Here is a 26,290-nt window from a genome sequence, read left to right on the forward strand (position 1 = left end):
CGGCTCAGAAAAGATTAAGCTCCCAACTGAAGAAAGCCGTTAAGCAGGCCTGCTTAACGGCTTTCTCTCACATCATTCGATTCTGTGCGCTTATTTATGGGAGTTAGAATTGAAATGCTTCGCCGGCCTCGCGGCTGTCTTCAAGAACAAGAATCCCTTTTTCCGCCGGCGCATCCGGCAAAGCGAGTTCTTTCGCGGAGCAGATCATGCCGCTTGACGGAACGCCTCTTAATTCAGCGTCTTTAATCACAAGTCCGCTCGGCATCACCGCGCCGACTTTAGCGACGACGACTTTTTGCCCTTTGTCCACGTTCGGCGCGCCGCAAACGATTTGGAGGGTTTCCTCTCCCACATTCACTTGGCAGATATTCAGTTTATCCGCATTCGGATGTTTTTCTTTCGATTCAACGTGACCGACAACAAATTTCGGAGAAAGGTCAACCGTCAGCGTTTCTGAAACGCCGTTTCTGTTCAGTATTTCATTCACATCCTGAACGAATGTCTCAGACAAAGCGACGGGGCCGTTGTCCTCAATCTGTAGATAAGAAGACACATTAAAAATGTTAAAACCCGTCGTTTCTTTTGTTTCTTTGTTAAAGATTCTGATGACATCGCCTTCTCTTTCATAGGCGATTTCTTCGCGTGCCGCATCTTTAAGAGAGATCAGAAGCGTATCTCCCACACCTTCTTTATTGTAAAAAGCGTTCATAAGAAAAATCCTTTCTAATCCTTTTTCGGCCGGCTTTTCGCCATGATAAACACAGGTTCCAGTCTGCCTTCATTATACAGAAATGAAAGGGCCGTAATCGGCACCGTGCCGCTTGCAAAGAAGCTCATGGACATTTGCCCTAAAATATCATAACCCGATTCATTTCGAATGTCAGCAAGTATTAATACATCCTGATGCGGGACGGAAATCGCCAATTCGCCTTCAGCGGCCTGCTTGTATTCATGAAGAATCGAATCATTGAGAATCCGGCTGGCGTCATAGCCGTCATTCGCCCTGAAAAAATAAAAATAATTGTCCGCAACCGTATCCTGTTTCACAACTGAAGGAAGAGAGCGAAGATTGAATGACGCCGTCTCCCTGATCCGTTCTTTTGTCCAGTTTTCTTTCTCGAGCATACGGCTGTCAATTAAGCGGTACGTCTTGCCGAGGTCAAGCGCGTAGTAGATTCTCGTTTCGGCCGTATGGTCATCATACACGAGGGGAATGCCGTCGCTCGTTTGATCGGGAAATGATGTGGAGCGGATGACCGGATAGATACCGGCTTCCTTTCCGGACATCTCCTGTCCGCTGCCTTCCATCGCCTCCATTGCTTCTGACACATAGTAGACGATTTCGTCGATCGCTTCTTCTTTTTTCGTCTCCCACTTCGCAATGATCGGCGGGAGCTCCAATGTGATGCCTTTTTTGGTCGTTTGATCCTCAACACGGAGGGTGTCTTTTTCTCTGTCAAAAAAGAAGGATCGGTTCTCGTGCTGCAGGCGCTGTTTTAATAAATCCGCCAGCTTCCTTGACGTCATTTTCAAAGCCCGTGGCCTCCTTTATGCTTTAGCAAGGGAATCGGTTAAAAATTGCTCAATTTCTTCTTTTGTTTTACGGTCTTTGCTGACGAAGCGGTTCACTTCTTTTCCTCCGTTAAACACAACAAAGCTCGGAATGCCGTAAATTTCCCATTCCGCGCATGTATCAATAAATTGATCGCGGTCTACGTAGTAATAAGTGAATTCAGGAAAGTCCGCTTCCAGCTCAGGGAGAAACGGCTCCACAAAGCGGCAGTCCGGGCACCAATCCGCTGAAAACATAAATACCGCCCAATCGTCTTGTACCGCTTTTTGCAATTCTTCCGTGCTTTCAATCTTTTTCATTGTCATTCCTCCATCTGAATTATGAGTTTTTTATATGCTGATGTTTGTCCAATTGGATCATACCAGACTGTTTACAGCAAGACCAACTATATGCAATATCATTATCATATTTCATTTGCATTATCAAGCAAGTTTCGTTTACCATTTTGCTTGTAGCCGTACGAAAATCTGAATATGTACATAAGGAGGGGCAAAAGATGCATTTTGTCGTGTATTTAGCGGGTGAAATCCACAGTAATTGGCGGGATGAGATTAAGCAAAAAGCAACGGCGCTGGACCTGCCGATTACGTTTGTCGGCCCGATGGAAAACCATGAACGCTCAGACAATATCGGAGAAGAGATTATGGGCGTGCAGCCCGATTCTGTTTTAAAAGACGCCAGAGCTTCTGATATCAACAATTTCCGTACAGAGGTGCTGATGGAAAAAGCCGATTTTGTGATCGCCCTGTTTGGCGAGAAATATAAGCAGTGGAATACCGCGATGGATGCTTCTTATGCCATCGCAAAAGGAAAGCCGCTCATTCTCATCCGCCCGAAAGAACTTCATCATCCGCTGAAAGAGCTTTCCGGAAAAGCGAATATCACGGTCGAAACCGTCAATCAAGCGATGAAAGCACTCTCTTATTTATTTGAAACAGAATAAGCAGGCCGCCTTTATGCGGTCCTGCTTATTTTTTCACACATTTTCTCTGATCGTTTCGACCGTCTGTTTGTCACTCGCCATGACCAGCTTAATGAGCATTTCTTTCGCCGCGGCATAATCATCGACATGGATGATGGCGGCATTTGTATGAATGTATCTTGAACAAATGCCGATGACGGCAGACGGAACCCCGCTGTTTGATATGTGGACCCGTCCGGCATCCGTTCCCCCGCCTGAAGCGAAATATTGATAAGGGATATTGTGCGTTTCCGCCATATCAAGGACGAACTCTCTCATCCCGCGGTGCATGACCGTCGTTCTGTCGAGAATGCGGAGCAGCACCCCCTCGCCGAGACGGCCGAACAGCTCCTTATCGCCGCTCATATCATTTGCCGGGCTGGCATCAAGCGCGAAAAAGAGATCAGGCTGAATCATGTTGGCCGCTGTCTGCGCCCCTCTCAAGCCGACTTCCTCCTGAACGGTGGCCCCGGCGTACAGATTGTTCGGCAGGTCTTTTCCGTGCAGCTCTTTTAATAGTTCAATGCTTAACCCGCAGCCGTAGCGGTTATCCCACGCTTTGGACAATATTTTCTTCTCGTTGGCCATCGGGGTGAACGGGCAGACAGGCACGACCTGCTGTCCCGGTCTGATCCCCATTTTGACCGCGTCCTCTCTGTCATCGGCACCGATATCAATCATCATATTTTTGATCTCCATCGGCTTTGCGCGCTGGGCATCCGTTAAAATGTGGGGCGGGATGCTTGAGATGACGCCGATAATCGGTCCGTTATCCGTCTGCACCTCGACGCGCTGGGCAAGCAGCACCTGGCTCCACCAGCCGCCGAGCGTCTGAAATCTCAGCATGCCGTTATCCGTAATCTGCGTTACCATAAACCCGACTTCGTCCATATGGCCGGCTACCATAACGGTCGGCGCATCTTCAGCGCCGCGCCTTACTCCGAAAACACTTCCGAGTCTGTCCTGCACGATGTCATCCGCATATTTCGCAAGCTCCCGTTTCATAAAGGAGCGGACCTGATGTTCATTTCCCGGTGCGCCGGGAAGCTGCGTCAGCGTCCGGAAAAGCGTTTTCGTTTCCTCATTCATATTTTCCCCTCATTTCTATGTAATGCTTTTATTTTATTAGAAAAACAACCGTTTTCCAAGCGCTCAGATTGAATGGGCTGGAAAACCGTCGCTTTACTTAACACCGTCTGGCATCTTCTGTATAATAAAAATTACGACATAATTGGAGGTGCTTCATATTGAAATTACGTCATTTTCTCTTAGGTGCAGGAGTCGGATTATGCGCTGCCATCGCAGTGAAAAAGTATGCGATGAAACCTTATATCTCTTCAGAAAAAGCGCTCCGTATCGTGAAAGCGGCTTTTAAACAGCGCGGGCCGATAGACGGATCATGGATTTACACAGAGCCCGAGCCCTACCAGGTAAACGGAGAAACCATCCAGGTATACAAGACCGGCGTGACACGTTCGGCATTCGGCGAACTGGAGCAATATGAAGTTATGGTCAATGCAAAAACAGGCCAGATTGTCGATGTCATTGATTCTGTCGCCTCATAATTCGGACAAGCAAAAAATAAAGCCCAAAACCATCAGCGTTTTGGGCTTTATTCGGTTACATCGGCCGAATTCGTTTATATACTGGGTGCCACATCGCGTCCTGCACCGCTTGGATCAGATCCTCGGGTTCCGTTTCCGCTACACCGTCCTGAATCGCAGCTTTAGCTACAGCTACCGCCACAGTTGCCGATACCGTCCTAAGATCCTCCACTTTCGGAAGCATCGGCGCCCCCGGCTTGCCGACATCCACCATACCGGCGATGGCATTCGCGCAGGCAACGAACATATTGTCCGTAATGATCCTTGCTTTCGTCACAATCGTGCCGAGTCCGAGTCCCGGGAATACGAGCGCGTTGTTCGCCTGTCCGATATGGTAGGTAACGCCGTTATACGCAACAGGCGGAAACGGACTACCCGTAGTGACAAGCGCGCGGCCTTCCGTCCATTTAATCAAATCTTCAGGTTTTGCTTCTGATAATGTCGTTGGGTTTGACATCGGCAAAATAGCGGGCCGTTTGACATGCGAGGCCATTTCTTTGACGATTTCTTCCGTAAATGCGCCTGATACGGTGGATGTGCCGATCAGAATCGTCGGCTTGGCCTGACGCACCGTCTCCGCCAGATCAATTGATCCGCCTTCACCGCTGCGGCCGTACTCTTTCACTTCATCAGCAGGGCGCGCGTACGGAACCTGAAAATCACGCAAGTCCTTCATATCATCCGTTAACAATCCGTTTCTGTCGATACACCAAAAATGGCTGTAGGATTCTTCTTCGCTTAATCCGTCATGCACCATGGCTTCGCGCAGCTGCTCAGCAATTCCGATACCGGCCGTTCCCGCGCCGAAGACGACGACTTTATGCTCTTTTAAAGGCACTTTTGATGCTTTTGCACACGCTAAAACAGCTGCAAGCGATACCGCGCCCGTTCCTTGAATGTCATCGTTAAACGTACAGACTTTATCTTTATACCGTTTTAATATGCCGCGGGCGTTAGCCGTACCGAAATCCTCCCAATGAAGCAGCGCATTCGGGAATGTTTCCCGGGCAAGCGAGACATACTCATCAATAAAGCGGTCATATTTCTCGCCGCGCACTCTTGAATGCTGGTTTCCGACATACAGCGGGTCATTTAAGAGGCTTTCCTGATTTGTCCCCGCGTCCAATACGACCGCAAGCACTCGTGACGGATCAATTCCTGCCGCCGCCGTATACACCGCAAGTTTTCCGACAGAAATGGCGATGCCGCCGACGCCCCAGTCACCGATTCCCAGAATGCCCTCGGCATCTGTCGCAACGATTAAGTCAATGTTTTCATTTTTTCCGAACTGCTGAAATGCGGCGCGCATTCCTTCAGGGTCATCTATTGACAAATACAGACCGCGGGGTTTTCTGTACTCATGGCTGTAACGCTGGATCGCAGTGCCGACGGTCGGCGTATATACGATCGGCAGCATTTCGCCTAAATGATCATTTAACAGCCTGTAAAATAACGTTTCATTCCGGTCATGGAGAGCGGTCAAGTAGACATTTTTGCTCAGCTCATCAGGCTGCGAACTGAATTGTTCGTAGGCCCGCCTCGCCTGCTCTTCGATTGTCAATACTTTCGGCGGCAGAAACCCCTCGAGCCCGAGTTCCTTTCTTTCCTCCTGTGTAAAGGCCACCCCTTTATTTAAAAAAGGCGTAGAAAGCACTTCTAATCCGCGCAGTGTTGTTTTGATTTCTCCATCTTTCGTCACTTGAAATTGATTCACCTGTCTCTTCCTTTCAAAGCAATTTGTCTTAGGTTTGCTTTTATTCCCGAAATTCATACAGGCAAATCATCGATCCGCTTATTTTTTCTCCCGTTTGACAGATGCAGCCACTTCGCCGTCTTCTCCCCATTTTACCGCTCTGTAAATCGCGTCGTGATAGAAAATCAGCCAGGCGTCTTTTTCTGCCGCGAACGTCTGCCATTTCTGCTTTTCTGGAATAGAGGTCATCGGATAATCATCATAGGCCAGCACCCATAACGGATTTTTATGCGCATTCGTCGGCATCAGGTCGGCAAAATGCACAGCCGTCTCCCCTCCGTCTTCTAAGACGATGACGCTGTGGCCGTCGCTGTGGCCGCCGGTGTGGTGCATCGTAATGCCTTCTGTCAGCTGATACTCGTTTTCAAAGGTTTCGACCTGATCTTGCACCGCCTCCCAATTTTCTCTCCAATATGTATTTTTCGATCTGATATTAGGATTTCTCATTTCGCGCCACTCTGTTGCAGAAGTGATAATGCGGGCATTCGGGAAAACAGAGACAAGCTCCTCTCCGCTGTACTCCGTCAGGCCGCATGCATGGTCAAAATGAAGATGGGTCATCGCGGCAATATGAATGTCCTCACAGGAAAGCCCGAGGTCACGAAGAGATTGTTTCAGATTGGATTCCTGTGTTACGCCGTAATTCCTTTTTTGTTTATCAGAGAATTTCCCTCGGCCGATACCCGCGTCAACCAATATATTGAGGCCGTTTTTTCTGATCAGAATCGGGTCTGTTCTTAATTCAATCTGGTTTTTGTCATTTACGGGGTATTTTCTCGACCATAAAGGTTTCGGGACAACGCCGAACATCGCTCCGCCGTCCATATGTGTTACACCGCCGTCCAGCCATGTTAATGAAATATTCCCAATATTCAATGTCTCCATCTTGATCCCTCCTGATGTAATGGTAGCAAATGGCGGCATAAAAAAACAGACTCCCGCATCAGAGTCTGTCTTTTGTTCTCCATTCAACTTCGGCCCGATAAATCGGCTGGCCGAGCGCGGAGAATTTTTCTTCGTATTCTGTCATAATATTGCCCTTCGGATCGCTGTTGTGCAGATCAAGGCTGACTTCCGTCAGAAGCAGGCCGTATTCGGAAAAGCTTTTCAGAGAGTATTCGAATAAACCGCGGTTATCGGTTTTGAAATGAATCTCACCTGTTTCGCCCATCACTTCTTCGTATTTTTTCAAGAACGTTTTAAAAGTTAAACGGCGCTTTTCGTGGCGGTTTTTCGGCCACGGGTCAGAAAAGTTTAAATATACGCGCTTGATTTCTCCCCGTTCAAATACGTCATTCAGTGTTTCCGCGTCTATATTTAACAAACGGACATTGTGAGCCCCGCTGTCCTTAACTTTTTGGACGGCAGTGACGATGACGCTTTTAAACAGCTCAATCCCGATATAGTTGATATCCGGATTCTGCTTGGCCATTCCTGAAATGAACTGCCCTTTACCCGTACCGACTTCAATATGGATCGGGTTGTCATTGCCAAAGACCGTGTTCCACCGCCCTTTATACTGGGCCGGATCACTGATGGCGATGTCAGCGTTTTCTGCCAGAAAATCATTCGCCCAAGGTTTATGGCGCATTCTCATATGATTGACACCTCTATCTATAATTTCGAGTAACAACATACCATGAAACATAAAGAGCCGCAAGCGCCTTTTAAAGGCGCCGGCTGCATAAAAAAAGAGGCTCCCCGGTCCGGAACACTCATGTGATGCATAAAACCGCACCGCTTTGCACAATGTATGACACAGAAAGGATGTGTATATGAATCATGGGCTTAACAAGCGAACATCAGGTCCGGTTATTAAAGGACATACTGGCCGACCATCAATTGGATTGCTGCGGCACGGTTGCCGAGTATGAACAGCTGGAGCGCGTCATCAAATCACTGATGGCCAACACCGGGCTTGATTCAAATATAAAAAACGTGCTCGAGGATGTCTACCGCTACAGCCAGTCCGGCATCACGGCCGATTCCATCGACACGCATATTCAGGAGCACCAAAACCATTTGTCCCAATGGGTGGAGCAGATGGATTCGTACTCCTGACTACTTGACAATCCGCTTCATCAGGGCATGAAGCTCTTCCATGGCATCATGATACGCTTTGTCGTTTCCTTTTGATTTGTGCCAGGCGATGAAGGTGATGGTCTCCGATAACATGTACCACGCCATCCGCAGCCGAAGCCCTTCCGTGAGCTTCATGCCGTACATCCCAAGCCAGCTGTCCCACGCTGGCTCTTCGACGTAATGATACAATAAAGGGCCGAGATCCATGGCCGGATCAGCTATCATGGCGCCGTCCCAATCTATTAAATACAGCTGGTTGTCTTCAGACAGAAGCCAGTTATTATGATTCACATCACAATGGCAAACGACTTTTTCACCGAATTGCACCTGATCCACATGAGCTTCCAAATAAGCAAGGCCTTCCTGAATAAGCGGCGAAAATTGCCGCACGGCAAAGACGGCCTGCTTCAGCTGCGACAAAAGGGCGCCCGGATCAAGCGGTTCTTTTCCCAATCTTTTCAGCATGTCGAGCAAAGCTTTTGATGTGTGGATTTTGCGGAGCAGCTCAGCCACCGGGCGTCCGCTCATATCCTTTGCCTTCAGCTCCCTGCCCGCCATCCAATGCTGAGCCGTAATGACGTCCCCGTTTTCCATCCGTTTCGTCCAAACCAGCTTCGGAACAATGCCTTCGGCAGATAACACGGCTAAAAAGGGCGAGCTATTACGTTTTAAAAAAAGCTGTTGGCCGTTATGTTTCGCATAATATGCATCTCCTGTAGCTCCTCCGGCGGGGAAGATCTCCCAATCGCTACCTAGTAATTGTCCCAACCAGTTCATATCAATGTTCAACCCATCATTTCTTAAAATATTTTAGAATAGGCCTCCAGCCTGTCTCTATTGGCGGAGCGGCCTGTCATAAACAATTTCATGAGAATAAAAAAGACAGCTATTGAGAGTCTCATATGCTAATCAATAGCCGTCCTATAAATTTTAGCGCTACAGCACAAACTTCGTCAAGCATAACTAGCAAGAACACCTGTGAATTCTGAAGATTTATGCCGCGAACCGCTCTTTGCCGTGAAACATTTGACGGGTTTCATTTGTTTATTATGTTTTTATTTTCAACGGCGTACCGCCCGGCATAAGCCGAAACGGCGTCGTTCCGATCAGCTCGCCGTCAGCGTGAAACGGAATTTTCCCATCTGTTTCAAAAACGAATTCCTTCCCCTTTATCATCGTCACTCCGTCCATTTTGATATGCCGGCCGAAGCTCATCGCCCATAAAAAACGATACAGTGAGAAAAAGGACAGGTTTTCTGCGATGACAATATCAAAATGGTTTTGACGGGGATTTGCTGAAGGCGCCGCTTTCATGCCGCCTCCGTAATAAGGGTGATTAGCCGCAATGACAAACCAGACATTGCGGAATTCACGCTTCTGGCCGTCTGCCGTGCAAACAAATCTGAACGGCTGAAACCCCGAGGCCGTATGTAAATGCGCGAGCGGGTAAATCACAAAGCCGAGACGCAAAAACCGAAGAACGCGCGATAACGGAAAATTCGCGGCTGCCTTCAAAACTGAGGCATCGAAGCCGACAGACAGGTGGTTAATAAAATAAAGTGATTGCGCTTTGTCATGAAAAAAGTTGATGTTTCCCGCAAAAAATTTCCGTGTGAGCGGGCGGTGCAGACTTTTGATTTCTTGGAGGAGCGCCGACTTCTTAATACCGAGCCCTTTGGAAAAGTCATTGTACGAACCGGCGGGCACAAAGGTCAGCTCAATCTGATCCGTTCCTTTCAGTCCGTTAATGACTTCATGCATCGTCCCGTCACCGCCGATGACGAACAGCCGCTTAAGCTTATGATCCTGCATCATTGAAATCTGTCTCGCCAGCACCTCCGCATGTCCGGGATGCCCGGTCAAAAAAGAGCGGTGGCTGACCCCGCGCCTGGTCAGCTCTTTTTGAACTGATTTCCAGACACGCCGGCCCCGCCCGCCTCCTGAGACCGGATTAATAATAAAAAACCATTGACTCATCGTTTGTTTTCACCTGCTTCATAGATGAAGAGACAGCCGGCAAACGTCCGCTTTAATCAAGCCATTCCTGTCTCCGGCTTGAATCGCTCAAGCCGTAAGACAAAAGAGCCTTCGCCGCCTTCAGCTGGTGGTGCTTGATCGGCGCCGTATTTTTCTGCTGCTTTTCCAGCCACCCTGCGGCAGTCCGTTTATCAGCTATTTCCAGCCCGTACGGCGGCTCCGGGTAATCAATATAAGACGTTCTGCTGAGTAAAAGCTTCCGCACGGGAATGTCGGCCTGCTTTTCTTTTACGATTTGCGAAACGACCGAGCCCGTCCGCTGCAGGCTGAGAGCCGGATTCAATACTTGGCGTGTGCTGCCGGAGCCTCTTTCTTCCCAAAAACGGTGTTTTGATCCGATATATACGCTGTCCTCTTCCGCTTCCATAAAAGCAGCGCAGAAAATCTCCAGCGGCGAGATGATGATCATGCTCAGTTCGACGGACGCCTGCTGAATTTGCAGAACCGGATGATACATCACAAAATAGGAATCGGGCAGCTTTTGAGCCAGCATTTTTAACATCCCGTCCCTTTTGACCGCCTGCGAAAGCTCAGACTTTTGAGAAAGCGTGGAGCTCGCCCATTTTAATTGAAAGTCATACAGCTGATCTTTGAAAAAAGGCGCAAGCTCAGACTTTTGAGACGGAAGGTTCCCGAACAGCGCCTCTTCTCCCTCCGGCTCATCAAACCATTGGTGCCTCTTTTCATTTATATCGGCCGTATTTTCTTCTTTTCTCTTTTTTAAGGAAAATTTTTTCCTGGCCGGCGCTTGATCGGTTTCCCCGCCGGCAGCCGTTTCCGTTTCTTTTTCTTCCGTCATCCGGTCAAACGCTTCAAGAAGCGCCTCAAAGCGTTCTTTCTTCAGCCGGATAAACTGGTTCATATAATGATATGGATCAAGTTCATATCTGGATATGCAGTCGTGAATTTTGATGATCTGTGCCATGTGATTTCTCCACTCCGAATATTTGTTTATGTCAATTGAAACTGTGCGATTTCTTCGTATTTAGGCGACCGGTCAAGATGGGTCTGAAACAGGGAAAACCGGCTGACGGCACTTTGCACCCTGCCGCTTTCAAACGGCACATCGTCAGGAAACGGCCGGTCTCCCGCCCACTTCCGCGCCATCGTCATATGAGGGTGATACGGGCGTTTTTCCACTTGAAAACCGGCTTTCAAAACAGCCTGTTTTGTTTTTTCCCGCAAATCAAAGAGCAGTTCATTCCGTTCGGGCTCAAGGTGAAGCACTCTCGGCTGTCTGCGGTCGCCGAAAATATCCAGATGCTGAAACTGTACGGTAAACGGCTGCGCTGCCGACGCAGCATCTGCGAGCAGAGACGATAATTTCGCAAGCCGTTCTTCATCCGCGGCTCCGAGAAAAATGAGTGTAATATGATAGTCATGCGGGTGCACCCATTTTTTGAATGATAACGCCGGCTCCTTTTTGGCTGCTTCCCAAATCGGTTCAGCAATGTCAGCCGGAATCGGAATGCCGATAAAATAATGCGGCAATGAAGCTCTCATACGAGGATCTCCCCCTCTTTGGTTATGGTGTTATTATAAAACGGATAAGCGGAGAGGAGAACCCTGTCCGCTCATTATGATAGGATATTATGTACCGAACGTTTTATACAGAAAGGAATGAGCCGGCCTTGAAAATCGTAAACAGCACGGCGGAGCTGATCGGCGGCACACCGATCGTAAAGCTCAATCGTCTTCAGCCAGAACATGCAGCACAGGTCTATTTAAAATTAGAATCGTTTAACCCGAGCGGCAGTGTCAAAGACAGAGCGGCTTACAATATGATCATTGAAGCGGAAAACAGCGGGCATTTAAAACCCGGCTCCGTCATCATCGAACCGACAAGCGGCAACACAGGCATCGGCCTGGCGATGAACGCGGCGGCGCGCGGCTACAAGGCAATCCTCGTCATGCCTGACACGATGACGAAAGAACGCATCAACCTCCTGAAAGCGTACGGCGCGGAGGTTGTGTTAACACCGGGGGCGGAAAGAATGCCCGGCAGCATCAAAAAAGCGAAAGAACTCGCCGAACAGATTCCGGGAAGTTTTATCCCGATGCAATTCGATAACGGCGCAAATCCAGATGCCCACCGAAAAACGACCGCCATTGAAATCTATCAGGCCGTTCAGCAGCTCAACAGACCGCTCGGTGCTTTTGTGGCAACGGCGGGAACGGGCGGAACCATTACCGGAACCGGAGAAACGCTGAGGGAGCTTTTCCCGGATATGATTGTTCATGTCGCCGAGCCCGCGGGATCTCCCGTCCTGTCTGGCGGAAAACCCGGCGCTCATAAGCTTGTCGGGACAAGCCCCGGATTTATTCCCGGCATACTGAATCAGGACGTTTACGATGAAATCATGAAAATATCTGATGAAGATGCGTATACGACAACACGCCGTCTGGCCCGGGAAGAAGGTATACTCGTCGGCCCGTCTTCAGGCGCCGCCTGCTTCGCCGCCATTGAAACCGCAAAACGCCTCCCTTCCGAACAGATCGTCATCTGTATGACGGCCGATACGGGAGAACGTTATTTATCAACGGATTTATGGTCATTTGAATGATAAAAAGGGATGCCGCTTTCGGCGTCCCTTTTTATTATCACTTGGCAAGCTCATAAATGGCTTCGGCGTATAAAGCGGTTGACCGGAGAAGGTCATCGATTTCAATGTACTCATCCTTTTGATGCGCGCTGTCAGGCCGGCCGGGGAACAGCGGCCCGAACGCGACGCCCGCCGAAAGGGATCTCGCATACGTTCCTCCGCCGATTGAAATCAGATCCGCTTTCTTTCCCGTCTGTCCTTCGTAAACCTTTTGAAGCGTCTTTACGAGCGGATGATCGGCAGAAACGTGGTGCGGTTTGCTGTCTTTAAATTCTTCAAGCCGGAATTCTTCAGCAGACGTAAAAGCATCACGGATGACTTTGCTGTCTGAAGTGACGGGATAACGGATGTTGATGCCGAGTTCTCCTTCCTCACCCTTTCTGTATGTAAAGGTGCCGACATTCAATGTAAGCTCTCCGCTGATGTCATCCCTGCAATTAATTTTCAGTTTTTTGCCTCGTGTATCATTTGAAAAATAGTCACTGACGGTTTTGACAAAGTGCTTTCCGGCTTCATCCAGCTCTGTTCCGTTAAGGCATTCAGCAAGCTTTAAGCCGGCATTGACACCATTATCCGGTTCCATCGCGTGGCATGATTTTCCGTATACCCGAAGCGTCAGTTTTCCATTTTCCGAAACTGCTTCACCCTGTGTTTTTGACTGCTCAAGCCATTTGCTGAAATATGCGTGCACGGCATCAAGACCGTCCCCTTCAATAACCGCTTCAGCCGCATCCGGCACCATGTTCAAGCGCAGTCCTGAACGGAATGACAGAAGCCCGTTTTTTGCGTCTTTGTCAGAAGCGCTTTTTACAATGCGCAGTGATGCATCTATAATTCCTTTTTCCGCGTTAATGATCGGAAAATCCGCGTCAGGAGCAAAGCCGATGTCAGGCATTTTTTCGTGTTTGAAGTAGTGATCCACGCATCTCCAATCACTTTCTTCATCCGTTCCGATGATGATTCTCACGCGTTTGGATAAAGGGAGCTGCATGTCTTTGACGATTTTCAGCGCATAAAACGCCGCCATTGTCGGCCCTTTATCATCTATGGCGCCTCTGGCATATATCCGGCCGTCCCTGATATCGGCTGAAAACGGATCGCTCGTCCAGCCGTCTCCGGGCGGAACGACATCGACGTGGCACAGAACGCCGACGATTTCGTCACCCGTTCCCCATTCAATATGGCCCGCATAGCCATCAAGATTCTTTACGGTGAAGCCTTCTTTTTCACCGAATTCCAGCAGTGACGTCAGGCTGGCATTGACGCCTTCTCCAAACGGCCGGCCGGGACCGGCTGTTGATTCGTCCATTACGCTGTTGATCTGCAAAAACTTCTGCGTGTCACGGATCAGATCTTCTTTGTTTCTGATGACTTCAACTTCCCAGTTCATCACAAATCCCCTTTCTTGATAAAGACTTGCAAAATGTCGATAAAACGAATAATATAGATGATGTTTTGAAAAAATGTTCGTCATTGGAGGTACTTATGTTTCATCTCGACAAGCATCAAACGACAATAAAAAGAGAAATTACCGCGGGATTGACCACCTTTTTCACAATGGTGTATATCATTGTCGTCAATCCGGTGATCCTTTCCAATGCGGGAATTCCGTTTGACCAGGTGTTCACCGCGACGATTATCGCTTCCATTGTCGGAACTTTATGGATGGCTCTCGCTGCGAATTTTCCGATCGCCATTGCCCCCGGCATGGGCTTAAACGCGTATCTCGCCTTTCACGTTGTCGGCACAGGCAGCGGCATTACGTATCAGACGGCTTTCAGCGCCGTTTTTATTGCGGGAGTCATCTTTATTATTTTATCGTTAACGCCTTTAAGAAAACAACTTATAGAAGCGATTCCGGACAATTTAAAATACGGAATTACGACCGGCATCGGCTTATTTATCGCTTTTATCGGCTTACGCCAATCCGGAATCATCACGGCTGATAAATCTAATCTGGTCGCACTCGGCGATCTTCATTCGCCCGCCGTCATTTTAACGCTTATCGGACTTATCATCAGTATTGTACTGATGGTGCTGAATGTTAACGGGGCTCTGTTCATCGGCATGGCGCTGACCGCTATCATTGCCTTTTTGACCGGACAGATCCATTTCGCGAAAGGATTCATGTCCTTCCCGCACCTGCCGGAGGGGCTTTTGATCACAAATCCGTTCGGAGCCCTCGGGGATGTCGTGCATCACGGTCTGTACGCCGTTGTGTTTTCTTTTCTTCTCGTTACGATTTTTGACACGACCGGCACCATGATCGGTGTCGCCGAACAAGCGGGACTGATCAAAAACAATCAGCTGCCGAATGCCAGAAGAGCGCTTTTGGCTGATTCGACCGCTACGACGGTGGGAAGCATCTTCGGCACCAGCCCGACGACCGCGTTCGTTGAATCTTCAGCAGGTGTGGCGGCCGGCGGAAGAACGGGTCTGACGGCGCTGACGATTGCGGTTATGTTTGCCGTTTCCATGTTTTTCAGCCCGCTTGTCAGCGTCTTATCGGAAGTGTCAGCGATTACGTCACCGGCTCTGATTATTGTCGGCAGCCTGATGATGGGTGCTGTGTCGAATATCCGCTGGAATGAGCTTGATGAAGCGTTCCCGGCCTTTCTCGTCATTTTGGCGATGCCTTTAACGTCCAGTATTTCAACCGGAATCGCACTCGGCTTCATTTCATATCCGCTTGTTAAAGCAGCTAAGAAAAAATGGCGCGAAATCCATCCTTTAGTCATCATCTTCGCCGTGCTGTTTTTTATTCAGCTTTTTATTTTGAACGGACATTAAGAAAAATCCCTTTCCTTTTTCGGAAAGGGATTTTCACATATAAAGAACGGAAAGAATCGCGGCAATGAGACACCAGGCGGAACAGATGACTTGGATGACGGTTAATGCGCTGTTTCGCGCCCTGAAATAGTCATCACTGTCTCTCTTGATACCGCTTAAAACCGGTTTATCCGTGATCCGGTCAAATAAAAGTGACGCGGCATAGCGGCTGACGATCGCAAACAAAATGAGGACTGCCGGCTTCATTAAGAGCGGAAGAACGAGAATAAGAGCCGTAAAAGCCGCGGTTAAAAGGTAAAGCTGCCGGAGATACCCGCCGTTTCGGATCAGCACTTTAAAGAATAATTCTTTCCACGCCGTATACGCCGACCGTTTTGTAAAGATGTGCTTTGAGCCGGGATATAAAAACGGCTTGCTCCGCCCTTTATGTTTACCATTCGGGAGCTGCACATCATGGCTGAGCATCAAAACAGAGGCCGCGAATGAAAGCTTGCGCCTGTTCTCCTCAAGCACTTCTTCCTCAAAGGCCGATAATGTCTCCGTCCCTTTCCAAGTCAAAAGAGCGGAACAGATGAACAATATACATCCCGCCGGCCAAAGCCAATACCATTCGGCGGCAAAGACGATCATAAAAAACGCACCCGCCATCAGAACCATCACTTTCAGCCAGCCCGCCGCCTGATTCCCGAATGTCCGCCTGCTGTTTTTTCTGTGCCGGTGCACCGCTAATATCGCGGTATGGAAGCCGAACAGACAGCAAAACATACCTGAATATGCCGGTAAGGTACAGTCACCGTATTGGCGCCATAAGGGAAATAACAATACGGCAAGCGCACCCCATTTGATAAGGGAAAGGAACATCGAATACAAAAGCGCGTACCGTTTCAGCTTTTGCATCAGAAGTTTTGCATGCACCAAAAATACGTGATCCGCTTCCAGCAAAAAGGTATGAATAAAACCCGTGCACAACAGCAGGGCACTGAATACATACAGCCAGCCCCATCCTAATACTCCTGCCGCTCCATTAAGAAGCCCCCTGCCGTTCAGCCATTCAGCATATTGATAAACGGCAAATGCGGCAGCGGGAAGAACGATATACAGCGCGACCGTCCAATCAATGACCGTCTGAAACACCTTCCATTGATACCGCCAATAATGAAACAGCCTTTGAAAAAACAAAGCCCGCCCGGTCATCGCTGACTGCTCCGAACCGCTGAATAAAAGCAATCCAGCAGTGAACGGCTCCCCGTTTTTTCCTGAAGCTCCTCTAACGTGCCTTGAAGAAGCAGAGCGCCCTGATCCAGCAAATAAAACCGGTCGCAGATTTTTTCCGCTGTATCCAGAACATGAGTGCACATTAAAATCCCCGCGCCCCTTTCTTTCTCAGCAATCAGCATGTCGGTAAACAGCTTTGTTGAGATCGGATCAAGTCCGATAAAAGGCTCATCAATGATGTAAATATCCGGCTTCGCCAAAAATGCCTGTATGAGCATCAATTTTTGCTGCATCCCTTTTGAAAAACCGGAAGGCAAATCATGTGTTACAGACGTCAGCGAAAACTCTTCAAGCAGCCGCCCTGCCCGCTCACGGCATTCTTCCCCTTCTATACCCCGCAATGACCCGGTCAGCTCGAGGTGCTCCCAAAGCGTCAGTTCATCATAAAAACTCGGACGCTCCGGTATGTAAGCATAAGATGAATCATTCCACTCAATACCGCCTTCTATATCCCGGGACAGCCCGAGAACCGCCTTTATCACTGTGCTTTTCCCCGCGCCGTTCGCTCCGATTAAACCGGCAATTTCACCCGCATTGACTGACAGAGATACATCAGAAATCACCTTCGGCCTGTCAGCATAACCGGCGCAGACAATGTTTGCATTCAATAATTCTCCCAAACTTCTCACTCCCCCGTTTTCATACGGACATGTATAAAAAAAGTTTCAGTTTCCATAATAATAAAAGCGGACCGGGCATAGTAATGCACCAAGGCGGCACCCATTTGGAAAAAATTATCTGCGCTTATTCCTAGATTCATGTTGTCCATATCGTGTATAATGGAGGCAGTTAAAAGAGAAAAAACAGAATGTCATCCTTTGTTGCTTATTCGTACGAAGTTTTAGAGTCGAAAGTTGTGGTATATCAAGTCCATCCGATCTTATGATAGGGAGTGGTTTTTTGAAACCTTCAACAAATCGTATGCTGACTCGGATTAAATCAGTTTACATGTTCATCCAGGAAAAAGGCCTTGTGACAACACAGGAACTGGTTGATGAATTCGGCATTACACCTAGAACCATTCAGCGAGACTTAAATGTGTTAGCATACAATGATCTTGTTCATAGTCCTAGCCGAGGCAAGTGGGAGACAACACGAAAAAAAGTGAAAATTACATCTTAAGCGAACAATTACATAAGGCCCTTTTCGGCCTGACATGCTGCAAGGCAAAGCAGCGTCTTTGCCTTGTTTTTTGTTCCTCTATATAAAAAGCCCAAAACAAATCTGTTTTGGGCTTTTCTGATATCGATTACACTTCAGCGCCTCTCAGCGTTTCGAGCTCTTCTTCAGTCAGCTCGCGGAATTCTCCCGGTTTAAGATCCGGGTCAAGAGAAACAGCCCCCATCGAAAGCCGCTTCAAATAAGCCACTTCATTTCCGACAGCCTTTGCCATCAGCTTCACCTGATGATATTTGCCTTCTGTAATGGTCAAGTGAATCACCGTTTCATCCGGGCTTTCTGTAATGATTTCAACGGCTGCCGGCTTCGTTTTATAGCCTCCTTCAATGACGACGCCTCTTTCCAGATGAACGATGTCTTCCGGTGACAGAGGCGAGGTTAACCGGACCTCATATGTTTTAGGCACATGCTTTTTCGGAGAAAGCAAGCGATGAGTGAGCTGCCCGTCATTAGTCAGAAGCAAAAAGCCTTCCGTATCCTTATCAAGACGTCCTGCCGGAAACGGTTCAAATCGCTGTTCTTCAGGCGTCAGCAGATCAACCACCGTTTGCTGGCGACTGTCTTCGGTAGCGGACAGGACTCCTTGCGGCTTATTCATCATGACATAAATAAATTCACGATAGTCTGCCGGCTCTCCGTATACCGTGATGTCCTGTTTTTCCGGATCGACATGGGTTTTCACATCTTTCGCCGGCTCTCCGTCAATCATGACAGCCCCGGCCTTGACGATTTTTTTCACATCTTTTCTTGAGCCGAATCCGCTGTTGGCAAGCAGTTTATCAAGTCTCATCCTGATCCTCTCCTTTAAAAAGAAAAGCCCGCGATAAGCGGACTATTCATTATTTCTCAATGGGCGGAATGCCTGCCTCTCCTCAAAACACGGGGCAGACGGTTTCCAAACATTTTCTGTAAAAATCCGATTCGGTACGCGGCAAACATGTACACCGCACCGCCGACAGCGGCGCAGACAAAGACGACAATCGCCGCATGCACCTGGCCGCTTTGGTATGTTACAAAGAAACTGAGCAGCCATTGAGTCAGCTTGACCGCGACTCCCATCACGACGGACAGGACTGCGATTAAAATGACCCGTTTTATAAGTACCGTATACGAATAGCCCGCATGGCGCTTAATCATAATAAAACCGTACAGAAGAGAAGCGATATAACCGAGCGCCGTTGCCAAGATGGCCCCGTCTCCCTGAAACAGCTTGATCAGCGGCACGTTCAGCACCACTTTTATAATGACGCCGATGAAAAGGCTCACGACAGCAAATTTCTGCTTATTAATCCCTTGCAGGATCGCGGCGTTTACGGTAAACAGAGAAAACAGAATCGCGACAGGCGCGTACCAGAACAATATATCCTGTCCGATATCCGGGCGAAGACTTTCAGAGCCGTAGAAGAACGTATAGGCCGGACCCGATAACACGGACATCCCGACAACTGCGGGAATAACCAAAAACAGAATGATTTGCATCGTCTGGTTAATCTGCTGGTTCAAAAGCTTATAATTCCTGCTCGTAAACGATTCAGTAATCGTCGGAATCAGCGTCAGACCGAAAGCGGTCGCCAGAGAAACCGGGATCATGACAAGCTTCGGCACATAAAGAGTGACAATCGCAAGCATGTCCTGGCTGATATCCTTATGGCCTGCCGCAATCATCGCTTTATTAAACGTATTCGTATCGATATAAGAATACAAAGGAATCGCCAGTCCGACAAATACGTAAGGAGCGGCATAACTGAAAAGCTCAATGAACATTTTTTTATAACTTAAGTTCGCAGACGGGACGAGATTCGGCTTCATCGCCAGAAGATCGCCCTTCCGCTTATTCCAGTAAATATAAAGGACGACAAGCCCTCCGAATGATCCGATCAGCGCCGCAAAAGTCGCGTATCCGACTGCGATGACAAGGCCGCCGTTGATCACTCTTAAAATCAAATACGTTGCGCCCAATAAAAAGATGATCCGGGCAAGCTGCTCCACAACCTGTGAAACGGCTGTCGGCCCCATCATCTGATGACCTTGGAAAAAACCGCGCACAAGACTCATAATCGGCACGACCAAAAGTGCCAGACTCACCATCCGGATGACATAAACGACGTGGTCAATCGTAAGTCCGTTGTTACTCGTGCCGCCGAGAGATGTTTCCGCAAAAAACGGCGCCGAAATATAAAGAATTGAAAAAGCGATCATCCCGGTTACGAGCATAACCGACATTCCCGCTCTCAGCATCCGCCTGCTCGTCTCATAGTCTCCTTTGGAGTTATATTTCGAGACAAATTTTGAAACCGCGGCGGGAAATCCCATCGTGGCAATGTTTAAAAACAGTGTATATTGATTATATCCGTATTGAAACAAAGCTCCGCCCGTCGCTCCGACCATCGCTCCGAACGGGATCAGATAAATCATCCCTAAAATCCGCGATATATAGGTGCCGAGCGTCAGCACGAACGTGCCCCTTAACAATTTGCTTGACATGTTTCCTCATCACCATTTTCTACGAAGATTCAACTTTTCTATTTTAACACAACTGGGCAATTAGACGGTAATAATTACAGCGGGAAACTTTTTGGGAAAACTCTTTAAAAAACAAAATACGTTTAAGGATTCCCTTTCTTTCGCTATAATAGCAGAAAGCGGACATTTCCGCCTATTATACGTAAAAAAGAAAGTTGTTGATGAAAGATGAAACATTATGACGTGATTGTGATCGGCGGCGGCCCGTCCGGTTTAATGGCTGCGATTGCGGCAGGCGAAGAAGGCGCGGACGTATTATTAATCGATAAAGGAAACAAGCTGGGACGGAAGCTGGCGATTTCCGGCGGCGGGCGCTGCAACGTGACCAACCGCCTCCCCGTTGAAGAAATCATCAAACACATCCCCGGCAACGGCCGCTTTTTATACAGCGCGTTTTCCGAATTTAATAATGAAGATATCATCGCCTTTTTTGAAAAACTCGGCATTCAGCTGAAAGAAGAAGACCACGGGCGCATGTTCCCGGTGACGGACAAAGCGCAAAGCGTTGTCGATGCGCTTTTGAACCGATTAAAACAACTGAATGTCACCATCCGCACAAATGAAAAAATCAAAGAAGTGCGGTACGAGAACGGCAGGACAGCAGGCATTACGACAAACAATGACGAACACATTAACGCAGACGCCGTTATTATCGCGGTCGGCGGAAAATCAGTCCCGCATACCGGCAGCACCGGAGACGGCTATGCATGGGCGGAAGCGGCCGGTCATACCGTGACCGAACTCTTTCCGACGGAAGTGCCGGTTACGTCGTCAGAACCGTTTATTAAACAAAAAACACTTCAGGGGCTGTCTCTTAGAAACGCGGCCGTCAGCGTTCTGAATAAAAAAGGCAAACCAATCGTCACACACGTGATGGACATGCTGTTTACCCATTTCGGCTTGTCAGGCCCCGCCATTCTCCGCTGCAGCCAGTTTGTCGTCAAAGAACTGAAAAAGCAGCCAGAGGTCAAACTCCGCATCGATCTGTTTCCCGGCATCAACGAGGAAGAGTTATTTCAAAAGATGCACAAGGAACTGAAAGACGCACCGAAAAAAGCGCTCAAAAATGCGCTGAAGCCGTGGATGCAGGAACGGTACCTGCTTTTTCTTCTGGAACGGAACGGTCTTGATCCGCAGACAAGCTTTACGGAATTGCCGAAGGATCAATTCAGGGCTTTTGTCAAAGACTGCAAACAATTTACGGTTGCCGCTGACGGAACGCTTTCTTTGGACAAAGCGTTTGTCACAGGCGGAGGTGTTTCCGTAAAAGAGATTGAGCCGAAACAGATGGCGTCAAAAAAAATGGAAGGCTTATATTTTTGCGGAGAAATACTCGATATTCACGGCTATACCGGGGGCTACAATATCACTTCAGCCTTTGTTACGGGGCATCTCGCCGGTTTGAATGCAGGACGTTTCTCACGCTCGCTCTAAATGGTTTAAAGCGCACTTACCTGAGCGTCCCCGTTGATAATTGACCAAAAACATGATAGAGTTTTCTGCGTTTTGTTTCACCTGATTGAGGGAATAGGAAGAAAGGATTGATCTGCAATCGTACGACCATACTAAAACAAAATGGCGTATTGAAAAAAATAGTCAGAGGGTGAGAACGTTTGAAGAAGAACATCTCCAGTGTTTTTTGGATTGTGATTGTCATCACAGCCGCTGCGGTTTTATGGGGGGCCATTTCTCCTGACAGCCTGCAGCAAGTCACTGATACGGCACAAAAATTTATTACGGATTCTTTCGGCTGGTATTATCTGCTGGTCGTTTCTATATTTGTCGGTTTCTGTCTCTTTCTCATTGTAAGTCCGATCGGCACAATAAAACTCGGAAAACCCGGGGAAAAACCGGAATTCGGCTTATTATCATGGTTTGCCATGCTTTTCAGCGCAGGCATGGGAATCGGTTTGGTATTTTACGGGGCTGCGGAACCGATCAGCCATTACGCCATCAGCTCTCCCTCAGGTGAAACAGAAACGCCCCAAGCATTTCGTGATGCGCTCCGGTACACATTTTTCCACTGGGGGCTGCACGCTTGGGCCATCTATGCGGTTGTCGCTTTATGTATCGCATATTTTCAATTCAGAAAAGACGCGCCCGGTTTGATCAGCAGCACACTGACACCGCTTTTGGGCGATAAAGTAAACGGGCCGATCGGCAAAGCGATTGACTGTATCGCCGTGTTTGCGACCGTTGTCGGTGTGGCGACAAGCTTAGGGCTCGGAGCGACTCAGATCAACGGCGGTCTGCATTATTTATTCGGCATTCCGAAAACATTTTCCGTTCAGCTGATCCTGATCGCTGTCGTGACCGTGTTATTTTTGATTTCTGCGTGGAGCGGCATCGGCAAAGGGATTAAATACTTAAGCAATACCAACATGGCGCTCGCGGCTATTTTAATGATCTTTATGCTCATTGCAGGCCCGACGGTGCTGATTATGAACTCATTTACCGATTCTATCGGCCAATATATCCAAAATATCGTGCAGATGAGCTTTCGCTTGTCTCCGAATGATCCCCAAAAACGCGAATGGATTAACAGCTGGACCATTTTCTATTGGGCCTGGTGGATATCCTGGTCGCCGTTTGTCGGCATTTTTATCGCCCGTGTATCAAGGGGCCGGACGATCCGGGAATTTTTAATCGGGGTATTGGTGACACCTTGTATATTGGCTTTCTTATGGTTTGCGATCTTCGGTGTATCCGCGATGGATCTTCAGCAGAAAGGCGTATTCAATGTCGCGGGAATGTCAACGGATACGATGCTGTTCGGCGCACTCAGCCACTATCCGCTGACAATGGTGACATCCGTATTAACGCTTGTTCTGATCGCTGTATTCTTTATTACATCAGCGGATTCAGCGACATTTGTGCTTGGAATGCAAACGTCTTACGGCTCTTTAGACCCGTCAAACCGGGTGAAAATCATCTGGGGCGTCATCCAGTCCGCCGTGGCAGCGGTTTTGTTATATTCCGGCGGTCTGGCCGCACTGCAAAACACCGCCATTCTTGCCGCGGTTCCGTTTTCAGTCGTGATTCTTCTGATGATTGTGTCTCTGTACAAGTCATTAGCGAGCGAGCGAAAAGGAATCAAACAAGCGGAGAAATACCAAAAACCGAGAAGTCCCCGCGTCAAAAAAGCATAATGCACAAAGAAGCCCGGCATTTCGGAACTGACCCCATAATATGAGACAAACAAAAAACACCTTCAAGTTTGAAAACGGACCGTTGTTATCCGAAATAAAACTTGGAGGTGTTTTTCTATGGGGACAAGAGTGAGTTATCCGGTTGAAGTCAAACAGAAGGCTGTAGGAATGAGATTGGCGGGCGTGCCTATGAAAGAGATCATGCAGGAATTGAATATCAAAAATAAGACTCAGGTTCAGACATGGGTTAGATGGCATAAGGCTGGGGATACCCACCGATTCGAACAGCCTGTTGGAAAGCAATATACTTATGGAAAGGGTCCGGAGTATTCTTCTGAATTAGAGAAACTCCAGGCAGAGAATCGTTATCTGAGACAACAGAATGAAGTGTTAAAAAAGTACAACGAATTGGAAAGGAAGCTGATAGGGAAACGACAATCAAACTGGTAGAAGAATTGCGCAAGACGATGACGGTACAGGACATCTGTGTCCATTTAGATATTTCACGCACTTCATATTATAGATGGAGAAAGAATCTGACTAAGAGTAATCCTAAGATACGACTGGAGAAACAAATCGGCACGTTGTGCCGAGAACACAAGTATCGATATGGATATCGAAAAATCACAGCCATACTAAAAAAGAGAATAAGTATTAATCATAAATCTGTTCAACGTATTATGCAGAAAAATCAATGGCAGTGTCGGGTTAAGATGAAAAAGCGTAAAAAAAGTGGGCAGCCATATTCTGTGGTCGATAATATATTGGATCGGAACTTTCAGTCTGATCGCCCTCTTGAAAAACTGGTAACGGACATCACATATTTGCCTTATGGACAGAAACAATTGTACCTTTCCAGTATATTGGATTTATACAATGGAGAAGTGATTGCTTTTACGATTGGAGATAAGCAGGACACAGACTTTGTCTTAGACACACTTGATCAGCTGCCAACACTTCCTGAAAACTGCGTGTTACATAGTGACCAAGGTTCTGTTTATACATCTTATGAGTATCAGAAAGCTGTTAAAACAAAAGGCATTACCATGAGCATGTCCCGCAAAGGGACGCCCGCTGATAATGCCTCCATCGAATCGTTTCATTCCTCACTAAAGTCTGAAACGTTCTATCTTAACAGCATTGATCGAACTACGACCGCCATCGTAGAACGCACTGCCATAGAATACATTCATTATTATAACAATATTCGTATTCAAACGAAACTAAACAGCCAATCGCCGATACAATATCGGCAATTGGCTGTATGAAGGTGTTTTGATCCCTGTCTCAAAAACGGGGGTCAGTCCCTTTCGTCCGGGCTTCTTTATTTTCGGTATAAAATGAGAGCGGAAAAACAATAAAGCTGCTCACCTTCAGGATCACAGGCCGCCGCTACCGTATATTTAATATCAACGAGCTGTTCATCAGAAATCCCCTTTAAAAATGTATTGACTTCAGTCTGCAGATCCTTTTCATGCTCCTCATCAAAAACAGCTATCTTCAGCACATCACCCTCTCCTTTCTCTATCAATTTATTCCGGTTCAATTGAAATATGATAGAGAAAAACAGATTTTCTTTTTTACTGATTTTTACTAAAAGTAACCAAAAATAGTTGTTGAAAACGCTTACTCTCGTATGATAATATCATTTTAACAATAACCAGGTCATTTCTGTTTAGTAAATATTTAGTAAAAAGGAGATGCGAAATGGTCCGTCTCAAAGATATTGCCTTACAGGCATCTGTATCCAGCGCGACAGTATCGAGAATTTTGAATAAGGATGACTCTTTGGCTGTGACTGATGAAACAAGAGAAAAAGTTCTGAGGATCGCCGATGAGCTGGGCTATCAGCCGTCGGCAAAAAGACGGAAGAACCGCAGCCGCAGCGATTCAGCGCCCCTGATCGGCGTTGTCAGCTGCCTATCACCGGAAGAAGAACGGCAGGATCCTTATTTTTCGGCGATCCGAAAAGGCATTGAGGAAGAATGCTTTCGGCAAAAAATTTTTATCACATCTTCTATCCATCTCGGTTCTTTTCAAAAGCATATGTTTTACGAACTGGACGGCGTCATCGTCATCGGCAGCCTGCAAGACGAGGCGCTTACGAATATCAGCGCCGCTTTCAGGCACGCGGTGTTTGTTAACGGCACCCCCGATCCCGCCCGCTACGATTCTGTCAGCGTGGATTTTTATGCCGCAGCGCAAAAGGCGATAGAACATCTTCTGTCGCTCGGTTACCAGCGGCTCGGTTATATCGGCGGCCGGGAGCGGGAGCATACCGTCATAGACGGTGTAAACAGCAATAAAACGATTGAGGATAAGCGTCTGACCGCTTTCTTACAAATGGCCGGCGCCGAGCCGGAGCATGTACTGATCGGCGAATACAGCATGCACGAAGGGTTCCGGCTGATGAATGAAGCCATCAAAGGCGGAAGTCTCCCCGATGCCTTTTTTATCGCAAGTGATTCGATGGCTGTCGGCGCTTTAAAAGCCTTGCAGGAAGCCGGCCTTCAAGTCCCGCGCGATACGGCGGTTGTCAGCTTCAACGGAATTGATGAGGCAGAATACGCCAGCACGCCGTTATCAACGGTAAAAGTATACACGGAAGAGATGGGCCGGACGGGTGTCAAATTGCTTCTCGACCGTTTAAACGGCAGAACCGTCCCGCTGGCCGTGACGCTCCCCACTTCATTGATTGTCAGACAAAGCTGCGGCTCACAAGAAAGGAGGTGACGTGTCCCGCAGCGTTTATATCATATTT

General features: G+C 48.0%; 27 protein-coding genes. 10 read left to right on the forward strand and 17 right to left on the reverse strand.

What is annotated here, in order from left to right; all coding sequences use genetic code 11:
• Window positions 1–103: 103 nt before the first annotated feature.
• Genes ytpR through NYE62_RS14970 form a run of 3 tightly spaced genes read right to left on the reverse strand, consistent with a single transcriptional unit; the run spans window position 104 to window position 1,872 of the window.
• A complete protein-coding gene (ytpR, locus tag NYE62_RS14960) occupies window positions 104–709 on the reverse strand; it encodes a YtpR family tRNA-binding protein (protein WP_022552814.1) in 606 nt (201 codons plus the stop codon).
• A 14-nt stretch (window positions 710–723) separates the two neighbouring features.
• Window positions 724–1,533, reverse strand: coding sequence for a DUF1444 domain-containing protein (locus NYE62_RS14965; RefSeq protein ID WP_012118213.1), 810 nt, complete (start codon window positions 1,531–1,533; stop codon window positions 724–726).
• A 15-nt stretch (window positions 1,534–1,548) separates the two neighbouring features.
• Complete coding sequence (locus tag NYE62_RS14970; RefSeq protein ID WP_003152373.1) at window positions 1,549–1,872, reverse strand: thioredoxin family protein; 324 nt, start codon at window positions 1,870–1,872, stop codon at window positions 1,549–1,551.
• 197 nt (window positions 1,873–2,069) lie between these two features.
• Here NYE62_RS14970 and NYE62_RS14975 point away from each other — a divergent pair, with 197 nt between their 5' ends.
• On the forward strand, window positions 2,070–2,516 hold the full coding sequence (locus NYE62_RS14975) for a YtoQ family protein (RefSeq protein ID WP_095352850.1): 447 nt from the start codon (window positions 2,070–2,072) through the stop codon (window positions 2,514–2,516).
• A gap of 33 nt (window positions 2,517–2,549) precedes the next feature.
• Here the strand turns inward: NYE62_RS14975 and NYE62_RS14980 are convergent, their stop codons facing one another.
• Entirely contained in the window at window positions 2,550–3,623 is a 1,074-nt protein-coding gene (locus tag NYE62_RS14980; RefSeq protein ID WP_003152370.1) for a M42 family metallopeptidase, read from the reverse strand.
• Window positions 3,624–3,781: 158 nt separating this feature from the next.
• On the opposite strand from NYE62_RS14980, the gene NYE62_RS14985 reads away from it, so the two are divergent.
• Window positions 3,782–4,099, forward strand: a complete 318-nt coding sequence (locus tag NYE62_RS14985; protein WP_003152366.1) for a PepSY domain-containing protein — start codon at window positions 3,782–3,784, stop codon at window positions 4,097–4,099.
• Between the two features lie 55 nt (window positions 4,100–4,154).
• On the opposite strand, the gene NYE62_RS14990 is transcribed toward NYE62_RS14985, so the two are convergent.
• From NYE62_RS14990 to trmB, 3 genes are all read right to left on the reverse strand, one after another.
• Window positions 4,155–5,852 (reverse strand): NAD-dependent malic enzyme, encoded by a 1,698-nt coding sequence (locus tag NYE62_RS14990; protein WP_031379297.1) that lies wholly within the window; start codon window positions 5,850–5,852, stop codon window positions 4,155–4,157.
• A gap of 78 nt (window positions 5,853–5,930) precedes the next feature.
• Window positions 5,931–6,776: an MBL fold metallo-hydrolase gene (locus NYE62_RS14995; protein WP_033574222.1), complete on the reverse strand. Its 846-nt coding sequence runs from the start codon at window positions 6,774–6,776 to the stop codon at window positions 5,931–5,933.
• Window positions 6,777–6,834: 58 nt separating this feature from the next.
• Complete coding sequence (gene trmB, locus NYE62_RS15000; protein ID WP_003152359.1) at window positions 6,835–7,488, reverse strand: tRNA (guanosine(46)-N7)-methyltransferase TrmB; 654 nt, start codon at window positions 7,486–7,488, stop codon at window positions 6,835–6,837.
• A gap of 185 nt (window positions 7,489–7,673) precedes the next feature.
• Here trmB and NYE62_RS15005 point away from each other — a divergent pair, with 185 nt between their 5' ends.
• Window positions 7,674–7,952, forward strand: coding sequence for a YtzH-like family protein (locus NYE62_RS15005; RefSeq protein WP_003152357.1), 279 nt, complete (start codon window positions 7,674–7,676; stop codon window positions 7,950–7,952).
• On the opposite strand, the gene NYE62_RS15010 is transcribed toward NYE62_RS15005, so the two are convergent.
• The 4 genes from NYE62_RS15010 to thpR all read right to left on the reverse strand — a co-directional run bounded on the left by NYE62_RS15010 (window position 7,953) and on the right by thpR (window position 11,513).
• The gene (locus tag NYE62_RS15010) at window positions 7,953–8,750 is read right to left on the reverse strand and encodes a phosphotransferase family protein (protein WP_003152355.1); all 798 of its coding nucleotides are present in this window, start codon (window positions 8,748–8,750) and stop codon (window positions 7,953–7,955) included.
• A 270-nt stretch (window positions 8,751–9,020) separates the two neighbouring features.
• The gene (locus NYE62_RS15015; protein WP_020956225.1) at window positions 9,021–9,950 is read right to left on the reverse strand and encodes a YegS/Rv2252/BmrU family lipid kinase; all 930 of its coding nucleotides are present in this window, start codon (window positions 9,948–9,950) and stop codon (window positions 9,021–9,023) included.
• Between the two features lie 52 nt (window positions 9,951–10,002).
• Window positions 10,003–10,935 (reverse strand): hypothetical protein, encoded by a 933-nt coding sequence (locus tag NYE62_RS15020; RefSeq protein ID WP_241457623.1) that lies wholly within the window; start codon window positions 10,933–10,935, stop codon window positions 10,003–10,005.
• Window positions 10,936–10,961: 26 nt separating this feature from the next.
• Window positions 10,962–11,513, reverse strand: coding sequence for an RNA 2',3'-cyclic phosphodiesterase (gene thpR, locus NYE62_RS15025; RefSeq protein WP_088461252.1), 552 nt, complete (start codon window positions 11,511–11,513; stop codon window positions 10,962–10,964).
• An 89-nt stretch (window positions 11,514–11,602) separates the two neighbouring features.
• Here thpR and cysK point away from each other — a divergent pair, with 89 nt between their 5' ends.
• Window positions 11,603–12,574: a cysteine synthase A gene (gene cysK / locus NYE62_RS15030; RefSeq protein WP_095352847.1), complete on the forward strand. Its 972-nt coding sequence runs from the start codon at window positions 11,603–11,605 to the stop codon at window positions 12,572–12,574.
• Window positions 12,575–12,611: 37 nt separating this feature from the next.
• On the opposite strand, the gene pepV is transcribed toward cysK, so the two are convergent.
• Window positions 12,612–14,003, reverse strand: coding sequence for a dipeptidase PepV (gene pepV, locus NYE62_RS15035; protein WP_094032172.1), 1,392 nt, complete (start codon window positions 14,001–14,003; stop codon window positions 12,612–12,614).
• A 95-nt stretch (window positions 14,004–14,098) separates the two neighbouring features.
• On the opposite strand from pepV, the gene NYE62_RS15040 reads away from it, so the two are divergent.
• Window positions 14,099–15,403, forward strand: a complete 1,305-nt coding sequence (locus NYE62_RS15040) for an NCS2 family permease (RefSeq protein ID WP_014418668.1) — start codon at window positions 14,099–14,101, stop codon at window positions 15,401–15,403.
• A gap of 33 nt (window positions 15,404–15,436) precedes the next feature.
• Here NYE62_RS15040 and NYE62_RS15045 read toward each other — a convergent pair whose 3' ends face one another.
• Together NYE62_RS15045 and NYE62_RS15050 are read right to left on the reverse strand one after the other, a co-directional pair.
• Entirely contained in the window at window positions 15,437–16,597 is a 1,161-nt protein-coding gene (locus NYE62_RS15045; RefSeq protein ID WP_342497027.1) for an ABC transporter permease, read from the reverse strand.
• Window positions 16,594–17,298: an ABC transporter ATP-binding protein gene (locus NYE62_RS15050; protein WP_064115643.1), complete on the reverse strand. Its 705-nt coding sequence runs from the start codon at window positions 17,296–17,298 to the stop codon at window positions 16,594–16,596. Before NYE62_RS15050 ends, NYE62_RS15045 begins: the two co-directional genes overlap by 4 nt.
• A 280-nt stretch (window positions 17,299–17,578) precedes the next feature.
• Between NYE62_RS15050 and NYE62_RS15055 the strand changes: the two genes are divergently transcribed.
• Window positions 17,579–17,800 (forward strand): DeoR family transcriptional regulator, encoded by a 222-nt coding sequence (locus tag NYE62_RS15055; RefSeq protein WP_003152337.1) that lies wholly within the window; start codon window positions 17,579–17,581, stop codon window positions 17,798–17,800.
• 127 nt (window positions 17,801–17,927) lie between these two features.
• On the opposite strand, the gene NYE62_RS15060 is transcribed toward NYE62_RS15055, so the two are convergent.
• Both NYE62_RS15060 and NYE62_RS15065 read right to left on the reverse strand, forming a co-directional pair.
• Window positions 17,928–18,647, reverse strand: coding sequence for a pseudouridine synthase (locus NYE62_RS15060; protein WP_144663865.1), 720 nt, complete (start codon window positions 18,645–18,647; stop codon window positions 17,928–17,930).
• 56 nt (window positions 18,648–18,703) lie between these two features.
• The gene (locus NYE62_RS15065; protein ID WP_003152313.1) at window positions 18,704–20,341 is read right to left on the reverse strand and encodes a polysaccharide biosynthesis protein; all 1,638 of its coding nucleotides are present in this window, start codon (window positions 20,339–20,341) and stop codon (window positions 18,704–18,706) included.
• A gap of 207 nt (window positions 20,342–20,548) precedes the next feature.
• On the opposite strand from NYE62_RS15065, the gene NYE62_RS15070 reads away from it, so the two are divergent.
• The 3 genes from NYE62_RS15070 (at window position 20,549) to NYE62_RS15080 (ending at window position 24,797) form a co-directional block, all read left to right on the forward strand.
• Entirely contained in the window at window positions 20,549–21,814 is a 1,266-nt protein-coding gene (locus NYE62_RS15070; protein ID WP_342497028.1) for an NAD(P)/FAD-dependent oxidoreductase, read from the forward strand.
• A 179-nt stretch (window positions 21,815–21,993) separates the two neighbouring features.
• Complete coding sequence (locus NYE62_RS15075; protein WP_007408799.1) at window positions 21,994–23,529, forward strand: BCCT family transporter; 1,536 nt, start codon at window positions 21,994–21,996, stop codon at window positions 23,527–23,529.
• Window positions 23,530–23,646: 117 nt separating this feature from the next.
• Window positions 23,647–24,797, forward strand: a protein-coding gene (locus NYE62_RS15080) for an IS3 family transposase (protein ID WP_222835235.1) whose coding sequence is annotated in 2 segments (ribosomal slippage) — window positions 23,647–23,920 and window positions 23,920–24,797 — 1,152 coding nt in all. Because the reading frame shifts where the segments join, the coding sequence is not laid out codon by codon here.
• Window positions 24,798–24,853: 56 nt separating this feature from the next.
• Here the strand turns inward: NYE62_RS15080 and NYE62_RS15085 are convergent.
• Window positions 24,854–25,036 carry a sporulation protein Cse60 gene (locus tag NYE62_RS15085; RefSeq protein WP_003152309.1) on the reverse strand — a complete coding sequence of 61 codons (183 nt, stop codon included), beginning with the start codon at window positions 25,034–25,036 and terminating at the stop codon, window positions 24,854–24,856.
• A 200-nt stretch (window positions 25,037–25,236) separates the two neighbouring features.
• Here NYE62_RS15085 and NYE62_RS15090 point away from each other — a divergent pair, with 200 nt between their 5' ends.
• Window positions 25,237–26,262, forward strand: a complete 1,026-nt coding sequence (locus NYE62_RS15090) for a LacI family DNA-binding transcriptional regulator (protein ID WP_095352843.1) — start codon at window positions 25,237–25,239, stop codon at window positions 26,260–26,262.
• Window positions 26,263–26,290: the final 28 nt, after the last annotated feature.

This window comes from Bacillus sp. FSL K6-2861, from assembly GCF_038630725.1.
In the GTDB taxonomy this organism is placed as follows: Bacteria; Bacillota; Bacilli; order Bacillales; family Bacillaceae; genus Bacillus; species Bacillus velezensis.